General features: G+C 48.3%; 12 protein-coding genes and 1 riboswitch. Of the genes, 8 read left to right on the top strand and 4 right to left on the bottom strand.

Annotation, left to right across the window (positions count from 1 at the left end; translation table 11 throughout):
- Positions 1-100 precede the first annotated feature (100 nt).
- Entirely contained in the window at positions 101-1444 is a 1344-nt protein-coding gene (locus tag CAG68_RS20485) for a TldD/PmbA family protein (protein WP_039842677.1), read from the bottom strand.
- Positions 1444-2829 (bottom strand): TldD/PmbA family protein, encoded by a 1386-nt coding sequence (locus CAG68_RS20490; RefSeq protein ID WP_031780818.1) that lies wholly within the window; start codon positions 2827-2829, stop codon positions 1444-1446. The genes CAG68_RS20485 and CAG68_RS20490 overlap by 1 nt, the downstream gene beginning before the upstream one ends.
- A gap of 311 nt (positions 2830-3140) precedes the next feature.
- A riboswitch (TPP riboswitch) is annotated at positions 3141-3248 on the top strand.
- 97 nt (positions 3249-3345) lie between these two features.
- Between CAG68_RS20490 and thiD the strand changes: the two genes are divergently transcribed.
- The 8 genes from thiD to CAG68_RS20530 all read left to right on the top strand — a co-directional run bounded on the left by thiD (position 3346) and on the right by CAG68_RS20530 (position 9878).
- Entirely contained in the window at positions 3346-4203 is an 858-nt protein-coding gene (gene thiD, locus CAG68_RS20495; protein ID WP_161441592.1) for a bifunctional hydroxymethylpyrimidine kinase/phosphomethylpyrimidine kinase, read from the top strand.
- Complete coding sequence (locus CAG68_RS20500; RefSeq protein WP_017634350.1) at positions 4193-4948, top strand: ABC transporter ATP-binding protein; 756 nt, start codon at positions 4193-4195, stop codon at positions 4946-4948. The genes thiD and CAG68_RS20500 overlap by 11 nt, the downstream gene beginning before the upstream one ends.
- Positions 4941-5741, top strand: a complete 801-nt coding sequence (locus tag CAG68_RS20505) for an ABC transporter permease (protein ID WP_047102517.1) — start codon at positions 4941-4943, stop codon at positions 5739-5741. Before CAG68_RS20500 ends, CAG68_RS20505 begins: the two co-directional genes overlap by 8 nt.
- Positions 5742-5788: 47 nt before the next feature.
- A complete protein-coding gene (locus tag CAG68_RS20510; RefSeq protein ID WP_161441593.1) occupies positions 5789-6739 on the top strand; it encodes an ABC transporter substrate-binding protein in 951 nt (316 codons plus the stop codon).
- A 54-nt stretch (positions 6740-6793) separates the two neighbouring features.
- The gene (gene tenA, locus CAG68_RS20515; protein ID WP_161441594.1) at positions 6794-7462 is read left to right on the top strand and encodes a thiaminase II; all 669 of its coding nucleotides are present in this window, start codon (positions 6794-6796) and stop codon (positions 7460-7462) included.
- 12 nt (positions 7463-7474) lie between these two features.
- Positions 7475-8266, top strand: a complete 792-nt coding sequence (gene thiM, locus CAG68_RS20520; RefSeq protein ID WP_005374295.1) for a hydroxyethylthiazole kinase — start codon at positions 7475-7477, stop codon at positions 8264-8266.
- Positions 8267-8327: 61 nt separating this feature from the next.
- Positions 8328-8942: a thiamine phosphate synthase gene (gene thiE / locus CAG68_RS20525; RefSeq protein WP_161441595.1), complete on the top strand. Its 615-nt coding sequence runs from the start codon at positions 8328-8330 to the stop codon at positions 8940-8942.
- Positions 8943-9152: 210 nt separating this feature from the next.
- The gene (locus tag CAG68_RS20530) at positions 9153-9878 is read left to right on the top strand and encodes a phosphatase PAP2 family protein (protein ID WP_161441596.1); all 726 of its coding nucleotides are present in this window, start codon (positions 9153-9155) and stop codon (positions 9876-9878) included.
- Between the two features lie 70 nt (positions 9879-9948).
- Here the strand turns inward: CAG68_RS20530 and CAG68_RS20535 are convergent, their stop codons facing one another.
- Both CAG68_RS20535 and CAG68_RS20540 read right to left on the bottom strand, forming a co-directional pair.
- Positions 9949-12396, bottom strand: a complete 2448-nt coding sequence (locus tag CAG68_RS20535; protein WP_161441597.1) for a molybdopterin guanine dinucleotide-containing S/N-oxide reductase — start codon at positions 12394-12396, stop codon at positions 9949-9951.
- Between the two features lie 22 nt (positions 12397-12418).
- Positions 12419-13494 (bottom strand): NapC/NirT family cytochrome c (locus CAG68_RS20540; RefSeq protein ID WP_237667910.1); only part of this gene is annotated, 1076 nt, incomplete at its 5' end.

Here is a 13494-nt window from a genome sequence, read left to right on the forward strand (position 1 = left end):
AGTTGGACATTCGCGAATTTTAATTCTCGCGAGTTAATCATTCGATAAAAGAAAGAGGACTCCATTGAGTCCTCTTTTTGTTTCTATAGTAATGCTAAGTTTACTTACCACCAATGCTCAAACGAGCAAAACGAACGTCTGGCGAGAAGAAAGTTCGGCTATCGTTAATTAGCTGAGTATCACCCACTGCCTCAACTTCTTGCAGCATCTTGTAGAAGTTACCCGCTACAGTGATACCACGCACTGGTTGAACGCGCTCACCATCACGGCACAAGAAGCCACTCGCACCAAATGAGAAATCACCACTCACTGCATCCGCACCAGAATGGACACCTTGAAGTTCGACTAACTCTAGGTACTCACCCGCTTTTACTTCTGACGCACTGCTGTTACCTGTCGCAATCACTTTGTGATTCGCTGATACGTCTAGGCTCGATTTTGCACCGCGAGCGGCACTTGCTGTCGAGACTGCGCCCAAGTAACTTGCGGTCTGGCTGTTGTGTAGCAAGGTTTTCAAATCACCATTAGCAATCATCACATTGTTTTGAGTAGCGAAGCCTTCACTATCAAAACTCGCGATTGCCATACCATTTGGCATGTAAGCCGTATCAGTAAAGGTAATCAAATCACTCGCAACACGTTGACCAAGCTTGTCACCCAGTGGCGTAATGCCTTTCATCGCGCTTACGCCAGAGAAAGCACTGCCGAAAGCACCGAATAAACTTGCTAGCGCATTGATGTGGAAGATAGCAGGGTAGTTACCCGTCGCAACCGGTGCGCCTTCAAGAAGATCGCGAGCAAGGTTGTAGCCACCCTCGATACAGTAAGCTGGATTCAACTCATCAAAACGGCGACCCAGTGACATTCTACCCGCCATTGACTGTTTGCCGTCTTTTTCAAACAAGGTATACGCGTAACAAGTGAACGAGCGCTCGAAGTGTTGACACAATGTGCCTTGAGTATTGGCAATGATCAGTTGTGTTTCGCCATCGCTGTAACCATTGTAAGGTGCGCTAGAGGCGTGAGGCAGAGCTACTACACCTTGCTCAAGTGCGAGAGACAGTTCGATTTTTTCGTCAACAGAAGTGGTATCTTCTTGCGCAATCTCAGCAACATCAGTCGCGATTTGGCTGTTCACGCAGCTAATAGTCTGATGTTCATCTTGCTTGGAAAAGCGAGCGCTTTGCAGTGCGTTGGTCAGCATCAAATCTAAGCTTGGTTGCTCTAACGACTCAGAATAGCTTGTTGCAACACGCGCATCTTTCACAACACGAACACCCAGAACTTGGCTTGAGCTTACTTTGTACTCATCCAGCTTTCCTTGGTTCGCTTTCAGAGAAAAGCTGCTGTTGCGGTTTACAATGACGTCCGCTTCTGCACCTTGGCGTTTTGCTTCTGATAGGACGTAATCAACCGCATTAAGAAGTTGTTGTTCTTGGCTCATTAGTTACCGCCTCCTACCAGAATGTTATCGACTTTCAGCGTTGGCTGACCGACTGTTGTTGGCACTGAACCACTCACGGAACCACACATGCCCGGCGCAAGTGCCATGTCTTTGCCGACCATGCTGATTTCTTTCAACACTTTTGGACCCGTGCTGATCAGCGTTGCTGTTTTCAGAGGCTTGGTGATTTTGCCATTTTCAATGAGATAAGCTTCACGAACAGCAAAGTTAAACTCACCCGTACCCGGTTGAACCGAGCCACCGCCCATCTTCTTCGCATAGATACCACGCTCGATACCTGCCAGCATGTCATCAAGTGAATGCTCGCCCTCTTCGATAAAGGTGTTACGCATGCGCGAGGTTGGTGCGAACTTGTAGTTTTGACGACGACCAGAACCCGTAGGCTCATAACCTGTCTTCATGCCACCCATTTTATCGACCATGAAGCTGGTTAGCTTACCGTCTTTGATCAATTGAGTGCGCTGAGTCTTCATGCCTTCGTCATCAACATGAATCGAGCCCCATTCGTTGGTCATGGTGCCATCATCGACTGCATTCACCGCGGTGTGAGCAACCATTTCGCCCATCTTGTCGTGGAAGACTGATGCTTTCTTGGCAACTGAAGTGGTTTCTAGCAAGTGGCCACAAGCTTCATGGAAGATAACGCCGCCAAAGCCGTTACCAATTACTACTGGCATTTCACCCGATGGGCACGCATCTGCGCCAAGTTTTACCAACGCTTGCTGCGCGATAGTTTGACCTAGCTCTTTGGCATCAAGCTGTTCACTGAACTCCCAACCAGCAAGAGCGCCAGGACCTTCCATACCAGAAGACTGCTCATTACCTTTTTGAGCGACAGTATTACCAGCAACTCGGATGTAGTGGCGAGTATCGTCAACGTGTAGACCTTCTGAGTTGAAGATAGACACTTGTTGTTCACGCTGAAGCACGCTGCCAATAAACTGGCTGATATGCTCACTCTCAGCACGTGCGGCTTGGTCAACTTTCAATAGAAACGCGATTTTTGAATCTAGGTTAGCATCCTTACTTAGTGGCATGCGGCAACCATGTTGGATTGGGTAGCGGTTCAAATTCAAAGAACCCGCTGACGCGATTTGCTCACGCTTGTCTTTTGCAGCAAGCAGCGAGGTTACGCGCTTTAGTTCGGCTTCATCTGTGCTGTTGGTGTAACCGTAAAGCACCTTATGACCGAAAAAAAGACGAATACCGATACCAAAATCGATACCCGAGTTAACCTTATCCACTTCACCAGATGCGATCTGGACAGTGTTGGTTTGGTGATGTTCAACGAATAGTTCAGCGAAATCAGCCCCCAAAAAGAGCGCATGATCGATCACTGACTTCGCTGTTACAGAATTAAGCATGAAGTCTCCTTGCTCGATGATCGTCTTAGCCATCCTAATTAACTGTGAAAAAGTTCAACAAAGTTAAATTGGCAACACGTTAAATTTTAACAGTTTTTTAACCTTGTTTTGTGCTAATCCTTGCTTAACGAGACCACGATTATTTATTAAATATTCCAGGTTCTGCTCATTCACCAGAGCGTTGCACTAGTAAATTCCACCCAGCAAACCATTTAGGTGCTTACTTTATCACTCACCTCGCATAATTGAATACTCATTATAATTACGCTCAAAAAACGTATCCCTTCCGCAATGGTCCTGCTATCATCCGAACGAAATAGTCGGGGGGCCACACGACAAGTGTTGGCTGAGATCGAAATTCGAGACCCGTTGAACCTGATTCAGTTAGCACTGACGTAGGGAACTATGCACACTTTGCCTTTCGTCGCCCCTCTTAGGTAAGCGATAGCGATCGAAAAATCGATCTATCTGCAACGGTCAAAGTCAGTTCCTATACGTCTTGTAGTAGGAGCGACCATGACGCAGCAATCACAACCTCATTCACATCACACGCCAGCCTTGCCTACCCCTATCGTATTGACCATCGCGGGCTCAGACAGTGGTGGCGGTGCAGGTATTCAAGCCGACATCAAAGCGATGTCCGCAACCGGCAGTTTTGCTTGCTCGGTAATCACGGCGATTACTTCACAAAATACCCAAGGCGTTTCTGCGATTTTCCCAATTCCTCTCGACCATGTAGAGAGTCAACTCGATGCGGTATTCACCGACCTCAACATCGTTGCAGTAAAAGTGGGCATGCTGGCCGATTCCAACATCATCAAAGTCGTTGCTGACAAAATTAAACAATACCAGCCAAAACACCTCGTGATTGACCCTGTAATGGTGGCCACCAGCGGCGATCTATTACTGGAACAGTCGGCAATCAGCACTTTAAAAGAAGAATTGATTCCGCTCGCAGACATCATTACCCCTAACCTACCCGAAGGCGCAGCATTGACGGGTAAGCTAATGCCTCAATCAGAATCTGAAATGAACGATATGATTACCGACCTTCGTGCGCTTGGCGCCAAAGCTATTCTGCTCAAAGGCGGTCACCTTGAAGAAAATGAAAACAGCAACGATCTGCTTATCATGCAAGACAGTGCCGAGTTAATTAGCGCCAAGCGATTTCCAACCAAAAACACCCATGGCACAGGCTGTACACTTTCTTCCGCCATTGCGTCTTATCTTGGCCAAGGCAACAACCTACACAAAGCGGTGCACCTGGGTAAGCAGTACATCAGCCAAGCTATCGCGCACGCTGATGAATTGGATGTAGGTAAAGGCCATGGCCCTGTGAACCACTTTTTTGCGGGTCATACTTATGTTCGCTAACGCGATTGGCATTCAGCTTTCCGATGCTAGTCTGCGATACAAAGACAGCCAAACACCAACGCTAGCAGGGTTGAGTATGACTATTCCTGCTAATCAATGGACAGTGTTACTTGGTCGCAGTGGCTGCGGAAAAACGACGATCCTTCGTTATCTAGCGGGTTTGTTAGACGACAAAGTCGAATGGCATGGCGAGTTAACGACCACGGATGGCATCACCTTACACAAGCGTATTGCCTACATGGCGCAGCAAGACTTGTTGCTGCCGTGGTTGAATGTGTTAGACAACGTCTGCCTCAGTTCTCGATTTTCTCAAGAGCAAGCACCAGAACAAAATAAACAACGTGCACTGACTTTACTCAGCCAAGTGGGACTCGCCGATTACCCGGATGCTAAGCCAGCTCAGCTCTCTGGCGGCATGAGACAACGTGTTGCCCTTGCTCGCACTCTGATGCAAGACAAGCCTCTGGTTCTGATGGATGAGCCTTTCTCTGCGTTGGACGCGGTTACTCGCCATAAGTTGCAAACCTTGTCTGCCGAGTTACTGAAAGATAAAACCGTTGTTCTTATTACCCACGACCCACAAGAAGCGGTGCGATTAGCTCACCAACTCTATGTACTGCAAGGCACGCCTGCGCAAGCTCAGCACTTGGTTGTTCCGGATTCCAAGCCACCACGAGTTCTCGATGGAGAGTGCGCCGCGCTTCAACAAGCGATTTTGGATCAATTGGAGAAAGACTATGAGTGATATGACTCAGTACAACTCCGTTTCGGCACGTATTGGTAAAAAAGAACGCGTGACCCATCCAGCTCTGCGCTTGGTAATCAGCACTGCGGTGATCTTGGGATTGTGGCAGTTGGTTGTGGTGGTATTCGACATGCCAGGCTTCATCTTACCTTCACCAATTGAAGTGCTGGATAGATTGGTCACTCGTTACGATGTCTTGCTCAAACATACTTGGGTTACCGCGCAAGAGATCTTACTTGGCTTGGCGCTTGGATTATCGATGGGTTTGCTGTTCGCATTGCAAATGCTGATGTTCGAGCCGCTGAAGCGTTGGTTATTGCCTATTCTGATTGCTAGCCAAGCGATCCCTGTGTTCGCCATCGCACCAGTGCTCATGCTTTGGCTGGGTTACGGTATTGCATCGAAAGTCGTCATGGCAGCGATCATCATCTTTTTCCCCATCACGACATGTTGCTATGACGGCTTACGCAATACACCAACAGGTTACCTCGATCTTGCCAAGACCATGGGCGCGTCTAAATGGCAGCTACTTCGTCATATTCAATTGCCAGCCGCCCTACCAACTTTAGCCTCAGGTATTCGTGTTGCCGTCGTTATTGCGCCAATTGGAGCAGTGGTCGGTGAGTGGGTAGGTTCAAGTGAAGGCTTGGGTTATCTGATGCTCCAAGCCAACGCTCGCATGATCATTGATGAGATGTTTGCGGCGCTGTTTATCCTAGCCGTGCTGTCTATCTCACTCTACTTCATCACCGATAAATTATTGAAAAAAGCCATCCCTTGGGAAAGCAAATAATTACAGAAAATAACCAAAGAAAATTGGGAAAGAAAAGGAAGAACCCCGTGAATAAAAACAAACTTATGAGCGCTGCTGCTCTACTCGCTTCAGTGGTATCAACCAATGTGCTTGCAGCAGAAAAAGAGATGACACTGATGTTGGATTGGTTCGTCAACCCAAATCATGGTCCTATCGTGATTGCCAAAGAGCGTGGTTACTTCAAAGAACAAGGTTTGAAGGTCAACATTCAAGAGCCGGCAGATCCAAGCACGCCACCTAAGTTGGTCGCGGCGGGTAAAGTCGACATGGCGATTTCTTACCAACCAAGCCTAACTATCGATGTCGCGGCGGGTTTGCCACTAATCCGCTCTGCGACTTTGATTGCTACGCCACTCAACACGTTGATGGTGCTGGATAACGGTAAGAATGAAAACCTTGGCGACTTGAAAGGCAAGAAGATCGGTATTGCGATCGCAGGCAACGAAGAAGCGACAATCGGCACCATGCTAGCGCAAGAAAACGTGAAGTTTTCTGACGTACAAATCATCAACGTAGGTTGGGCGCTGTCTTCGTCTCTTGCGTCTGGCAAGGTGGATGCGATTTGGGGCGGTCTACGTAACTTCGAAACCAACCAACTGGCACTAGAAGGTTATAAAGCTAAGGCCTTCTTCCCTGAAGAACACGGCGTGCCAGCGTATGACGAGTTAGTCTTCGTAGCCAATGCAAAAAACTACGACAAAGAAGCCATCAAGGCATTCAACAAAGCACTAGAGCAAGCGACCACTTACATCGTTAACCATCCAAAAGAGTCGTGGAAAGAGTTCGTGGCTTATTCACCAGACACGCTCAACAACGAGCTTAACCAACGCGCTTGGAACGACACGCTAACTCGTTTCGCTCTTCGTCCATCCGCAGTAGATCAGAAACGCTACGATGATTATGCGCAGTTCATGTATTCACAAAACATCATCGAAACACTGCCAAAAGCGAAAGATTACGTACCGAGCTTTGACTAATTCTACTGACCTTAGGACCTAAGCCTAGGGTCTTTTGATAACGAGATACTCATAATGAAATACCAAGATTTGATCGACGCTTGCCGCCAAGATTGGCAAGAATACACTGAGCATGCTTTCGTGCAGCAATTGGCGCAAGGCACTCTGGCTCAGCCTTGTTTTCTGCATTACCTAAAGCAGGATTTTCTTTTCCTAAAGCAGTACGCACGAGCTTACGCATTAGCGATCTACAAAGCACGTACTTTGGATGACATGCGCCGTGCCCTACCAAGCGTACACGCATTGCTCGATTCTGAAATCGCCCACCACGTGACTTACTGTGAGCAATGGGGACTGACAGAATCCGACTTAGAAAACGAGCCAGAAGATTTCGGCACTGTGGCTTACACCCGTTACGTATTAGATGCTGGCATGACGGGCGATCTTGTTGATCTATACGCGGCACTAGCACCATGCTCTATCGGTTATGCCGTAATCGGTAAGATGCTGATTGAAGACGAAAGCACTGTGCTCGAAGGTAACCCATACGCAAGTTGGATCAACCTCTACGGTGGTGAGGAATTCCAATCTGGTGTCGCAAAAGGTGCAGAACACTTTAATCAGTTATTGGCGGAAATCGATCTCAATAGTCAGCGTGGTCAAAACCTGATTCAGGTATTCAAAACTGCAACGCGTATGGAAGTGGCATTCTGGCAACAAGGTCTAAACGCTCAGCAAGATTAATCGGAGAGTCTCATGTTAATTGAACAAATCACCCAAGCATTAACCGCAGTACGCCAGCAAAAGCCGTTAGTCGTCAACATCACTAACTACGTGGTGATGAATAACACAGCAAACGCACTATTAGCGATCGGCGCTTCTCCAATCATGGCGCACTCCAAACAAGAGATGGCAGAGATGATGTCGTTCGCTGGCGCACTGGTTATCAACATCGGTACCCTAGACAGCGTTTGGACACCGCGCATGAGCTATGCCGTAGAGCAAGCCAATGCCAACGGTAAAATCGTTGTACTCGACCCTGTCGGTTGCGGAGCAAGCTCACTACGTACCGAGACATCACGTGAGATCGCACGCCTTGCCGACAAGTTGATCATTCGTGGTAACGCCTCAGAAATCATCGGTCTCGCTGGCGAACAAGCACAAAGCAAAGGCGTCGATGCGTTAGACAGCAGCGACGCAGCACTTGGCGCAGCGAACTTCTTAGTTTCAGAGTATGGTGCAAGTGTGGTGATTTCTGGCGAGACTGATTACATCATCACGAAAGAGCAAACTGTGCAGCTAAACAACGGTCACGAGATGATGCCATACGTAACCGGAATGGGCTGCACACTAACGGCACTGACGGGTGCTTTCGCTGCTGTTGGTGATCACTCCGGACTTGCTGCCGCGGCGGTACTGGGCGTTGTGGGTGAAATTGCGGCTGAGCAAGCGCGAGGGCCAGGCAGTCTGCAAATGAACCTGTTGGATGAGCTTTACCAACTGGATGAAGAAACACTGGCAAAACGCCTAAAACTCCAAGTGAGTTAAGCTTTCTCTAACAAATACCGGCCTCTCACTCCCTGTAGATGAGAGGCCCAAAGGAAACAAAATGAACGCCTATCGTTTATATTTGGTCACCGATGACCAACAAGATTTAGCCACACTAAAGCGTGTTGTGAGAAAAGCCGTGGAAGGTGGCGTGACCATGGTACAAGTCCGCGAAAAACACGGCGATGTGCGTGCGTTTATCGAACGTGCTCAAGCCGTGAAAGACATCCTTAAAGATACCAATGTGCCTTTGTTCATCAATGACCGCGTTGATGTTGCACTGGCAGTTGATGCCGATGGGGTTCACCTCGGGCAATCAGACATGCCCGCAACTATCGCTCGTGAGTTGATTGGACCAAACAAAATCCTCGGCTTATCCATCGAAAATGAAGAGCAGCTTGCAGAAGCGGACTCTCTTCCGATTGATTACATCGGCTTGAGCGCAATCTTCGCGACGCCGACCAAAACCAACACCAAGAAGTTCTGGGGTATTGATGGCTTGAAGATGGCGTTAGAGACGACTTCACTGCCGATTGTTGCCATTGGCGGCATTAACGAAAGTAACATTCCGCAACTCAGCGCCACTGGTGTTCATGGCTTAGCTTTGGTTTCAGCGATTTGCCACGCAGAAGATCCAAAAGCCGCATCAGAATATTTATTAGGGTTGATGAGCTAACCTTGCTCACGCCTGAACAAAGCGCTTATGGATGAGCGCGTTTGCCTTTCAGTACTTTCAACAACCTCTCCTTTCACAACGAAGAGCTGCAATGTCACTTTCACGCTCGAATTGACAGAGCGTTGATAAGTTTTTCACGCCAGATAACGTAAGATAAGCCCCTTATTTTCACGTGGTTGAATAACCCTCAATAAAAACAAAACGCTCTCAATGAAAACCCAAAAATATGGATTGATGATGCTCGCCTTGTTTGTTCTTGTCATCATCCCACTGTCGCTGTTTGGCTCTTATCACAATCTCACTTCACAGGTGCCGGAAAGTCTGGGTATTACTTTTACTTTGCTCACAGATTCTGCTGGTAGCAAAGGCTTTTTAATTACGTTAACACTGCTACTGCTTTCTTTATTTCGCTTTAAACCAAGTCGCATTGAGTGGATACAAAAACTCTCAATGTTAGGGTTGTTACTGGTGATTGGTTTTGCCAGCAAAACGGGGCTAAAACTGATGACAGAAAGCCCGCGTCCCTACACGGAATTGCTCGCAGCAGAACAATTGATTGAGCACCCAGACGCGTTTTATCAGTTGGATACAAAGCAGCAAGCCAACGTAATTAACCAGATTTCTGAACACGTCAGTGATTGGCGAACGCGCCATTGGCAAGGCGAGAAAGACTATTCTTTCCCATCCGGCCATACGATTTTCGTTTCGATTTGTTTGGCTTTCTTTGGCGGGTTGTTCTTACAGAACAAGTGCTATATCTCTGCACTGTCATTATGGATGTGGGGAATGAGCGTCGCATATAGCCGCTTATGGTTGGGGATGCATCGCCCTGAAGATTTAATAGGCTCAGTCTTGTTTGTCGCGATTGTATTTACTTTACTCCCGACATTTCAAATTAAGAAACAGATGCCATTTGTTTCTCTCGCTTCGCGCTAATGTGAACGATTACTAGATAAAAAAGAAGCCAACGATTCGCTGGCTTCTTGCTTTAAAACGCTACTTTTTTCTAACCATTTCTTGGTGGTTCAAACGCTGTTAGTTCTAATTCTGGGCCAGTGTATTTTTCAATACGAACCAGTGCCGAGTTCGCCGCACAGCCGTTTGCAAGTCGAGAGGTCGGAATATCCAACGTTAACACGTTACAACCGCCGTTCTTACAAATGCCGGTTTTCGGATCCAGATCCGGCCAGCCGCCTTCATGAATACACACTGAACCTTGCTTGATTCGGTCAGTCACTTCTGCACCAACCAATACTTGGCCACGGTTGTTAAACGCACGAACTAAATCGCCCGTTTTAATACCACGCGCTTTCGCATCTTCAGGGTGAATCCAAATAGGTTCACGGTTTGCAATTGCGTACTCTTCGCGAATCTTCGCGTAGTTAAACTGGCTGTGTAGACGATGCGCTGCGTGCGCGGTCATTAGCTGCAACTCGCCGTCTTTTGCATTGCCAGTGTACTCGGTTGGTGCCATCCACGTTGGGTGTGGAGGACAGTCTTCCAACTGATAACCTTCAATGGTTTTCGAGAAGATTTCGATCTTACCACTTGGTGTACCGAGTGGATTCATGATCGGGTCTTCACGGAAATCTGCGTAACGAACAAACTGTGCGTTCTTCTCGTTCCACTTCATCTCGATCAGTTGGTTATCTTCCCAGAACTTGCTGAAGTTCGGCATTGCTACGCGAGAGCCACGGCCACCGTGTTGCGCCGCCTTGTAGAAGCCGTACAGCCATTCCATTTCAGTTTTGCCTTCGGTGTATACGTCACGGCCACCCGGAGCTAGCATCTCGGCCATGTCCGCGAATACATCGAAGTCATTACGCGCTTCACCTTGCGGCTCAACCACTTGCTTCATTGGCACCAAGTGTTGGTTACTGTAGTCACCCGTCATCGTTAAGTCGTTACGCTCGAACGATGTGGTGATTGGCAGAACAATGTCCGCGTGCTTCGCAGCCGCCGTCCAGTAAGGCTCTGAAATCACGATCAGCTCAGGCTTTTGCCACGCTTTGATCAGACGGTTGGTGTCTTGGTGGTGAGTAAAGTTCGCACCACCTGCCCACCAAATCATCTTGATGTCCGGGAACGTCAGTTCATGACCGTTATGATGGTAGGATTGACCTGGGTTTTCCAACGCCTCGACAATACGCGCCACAGGGAAGCTTTGCACCGCGCCAGACACCGCCCAGTCGTTCCCCGCAGAAGAGCCGCCACCCAGCGATGCCGAAATCGCAGGAAGTACGCCAGCATCACGAGCAGGGTTACCACCGTTTGAGTAGTGGTAAGAGAAACCAAAACCACCGCCCGGTAAACCGATTTGACCCAACATTGTTGCCAGTGTAACCAGCATCCAGTGACGCTGCTCACCGTATTGTTGGCGCTGCATGCCCCAACCAGCCATCAGCATGGTGCGGCTTTTACTGAAGATATCAGCCAGTAGCTCAAGTTGCTTCGCAGGTACGCCACAGATTTGTGATGCCCATTCTGCTGATTTTTCTACGCCGTCTTCTTCGCCCATCAGGTACGCTTCAAACTTGTCGTAACCTGCGGTGTATTTATCGAGGAAGGCTTTATCGTGCTTACCTTGTTTCACTAAGGTGTGTGCGATACCCATCATCATTGCCACGTCGGTCATTGGGTGAGGAGCAATCCACTCCGCATTCTCGCCAAAGAACTCGATGGTTTCAGAACGAATTGGGTCAATCGCAATGATCGTCTTGCCTGATTTTTTCAATTGATGGAAGAATTCAAGACCAGCACAGTCTGTTGAGCTCCACGCGATTTTTAGGGTGTTGATTGGGTTTAAGCCCCAAAGCACAACCACATCACTGTGCTCTAGTACCACTGGGTACGTGGTTTGTTGCTCGTACACTTCGATAGAGCCCACAACGTGCGGCATGATGATCTGCGCAGCACCCGTTGAGTAGTCACCCAAGTGGCCTGAATAACCGCCCGCCATGCTCATGTAACGTTGCAGCAAGGTTTGTGCTTTGTGCAGCACGCCACTTGAACGCCAGCCGTAAGAACCAGCAAACACAGAAGCCGGGCCATATTCTTTGCGAATTCGCATGTGCTGTTCGTGGATCAGCTTGTAAGCCTCATCCCAAGACACACGCACAAACTCATCACTACCGCGCACACCTTCTGGCGACGATGGGTTTGCCAAGTAACCTTTGCGAACCATTGGGTACTTAACACGCGCTTTAGTGTGCACTTGGTCAGGACCGGTGCTTTGTAGGCTGTTTGGTACCGTTTGTGGCAATGCGTTCGTGGTTGAAACCAGCTTACCGTCTTGCACTTCACACAGCATTGGGCCCATGCGGCCCGCCGTTAGAATGCCTTTGCCGCGAGCATTAGAAGAAGCAACAGACATAGGTGCAAATGAAGTGAATGCCATTGCACCAGCCGCCATACCAGTGCCTTTTAGAAATCCGCGACGGGTCATATTAGTCATAATCTTATCCTTCTATTTATCGTTAGTGACCAACCACATCTTTCGCGTGGTGCTGGAAGAACTTGGTTAGAATTTCTAGGTTCTCGGCTGAAATATCAGTTCGATCACCCATACTTTTCGCTACCGGTCCCCATGCATTCACTGTGAAGTGATTTGAAGGAATTTTCGCGTGACAAGTTGCACAGTAAACGTTGTCCAACTCTTCTGCGTATGACCATACTGGTTCAAGCGTGTCAACAACTGGAGAATCAATAGCGCCAGTTAGAGAAACCGCGCGCCATTCGTTGCCGTAAACATCTGCCTCAAATTCACCAGTTTCAAGCGCTTGTTGGCCTTGCTCTGTTAGCGTTGCAACGATGGCACGTTGACCTTCTCCCATGTAAAGCACTTGCTCTGCGCCTTTCATTTGGAATGCGTTCAACTTAACAGTGCGGTTGTCGCCTTCAGAGCTGATTACTTCCAACTTCGTCGTTGGGTTAATTTTACCCATCTCACCCATTGCGATTTCAGTCACAGGGTAAACAACCTTGGCATTAGGTGATGTTTTTGTGGTGAAGCTCATCAACGTTTCAAATGCCTTGCTGTCTAGCTCTGCTTCTGGTGCAAAGTGCGCCACACCTTTATGACAATCGATACACGTTTGATCGTTTGCTTTCGCGTAAGCGTGCATCTTCGCCGCATCACGTGATTGCTCAAACTCTTCCATTGCATCGAAATCATGACACGAACGACACGTCGCTGAATCATTTTCACGGAACTGAGCCCATACCGTTTCAGCCATATCTTTACGATGTGCTTCATATTTCTCTGGCGTATCGATCTTACCTGTCACAAATTCATGGTAGATGTCTTTCGACGCGCGAATTTTGGTGATCAGGTAATCCATTGGTTCTTGAGGAATATGACAGTCAGAACATTCCGCGCGAATGCCTTTCGCATTACTGAAGTGCACTGAGCCTTGGTACTCTTTGTAAGGGGTTTCCATAGAGTGGCACGAGAGACAAAATTCAGTATCTGAGGTGTAATGCATTACTGCCGCACTCCCCCCCAAAGTTAACCAGCCCACACCAATGCCGGCAGCAACCAGCAGTGCAACAT

Origin of the sequence: Vibrio sp. V42_P2S4T144 (genome assembly GCF_009904715.1) — a bacterium.
GTDB lineage: Bacteria > Pseudomonadota > Gammaproteobacteria > Enterobacterales > Vibrionaceae > Vibrio > Vibrio alginolyticus.

Excerpts from the sequence above, each read along its gene's own strand:
- CAG68_RS20485 (WP_039842677.1), bottom strand. The coding sequence starts at position 1,444 with ATGAGCCAAGAACAACAACTTCTTAATGCGGTTGATTACGTCCTATCA.
- thiM (WP_005374295.1), top strand. The coding sequence starts at position 7,475 with ATGTTAATTGAACAAATCACCCAAGCATTAACCGCAGTACGCCAGCAA.
- CAG68_RS20505 (WP_047102517.1), top strand. The coding sequence starts at position 4,941 with ATGAGTGATATGACTCAGTACAACTCCGTTTCGGCACGTATTGGTAAA.
- CAG68_RS20500 (WP_017634350.1), top strand. The coding sequence starts at position 4,193 with ATGTTCGCTAACGCGATTGGCATTCAGCTTTCCGATGCTAGTCTGCGA.
- thiE (WP_161441595.1), top strand. The coding sequence starts at position 8,328 with ATGAACGCCTATCGTTTATATTTGGTCACCGATGACCAACAAGATTTA.
- thiD (WP_161441592.1), top strand. The coding sequence starts at position 3,346 with ATGACGCAGCAATCACAACCTCATTCACATCACACGCCAGCCTTGCCT.
- tenA (WP_161441594.1), top strand. The coding sequence starts at position 6,794 with ATGAAATACCAAGATTTGATCGACGCTTGCCGCCAAGATTGGCAAGAA.
- CAG68_RS20530 (WP_161441596.1), top strand. The coding sequence starts at position 9,153 with ATGAAAACCCAAAAATATGGATTGATGATGCTCGCCTTGTTTGTTCTT.
- CAG68_RS20490 (WP_031780818.1), bottom strand. The coding sequence starts at position 2,829 with ATGCTTAATTCTGTAACAGCGAAGTCAGTGATCGATCATGCGCTCTTT.
- CAG68_RS20535 (WP_161441597.1), bottom strand. The coding sequence starts at position 12,396 with ATGACTAATATGACCCGTCGCGGATTTCTAAAAGGCACTGGTATGGCG.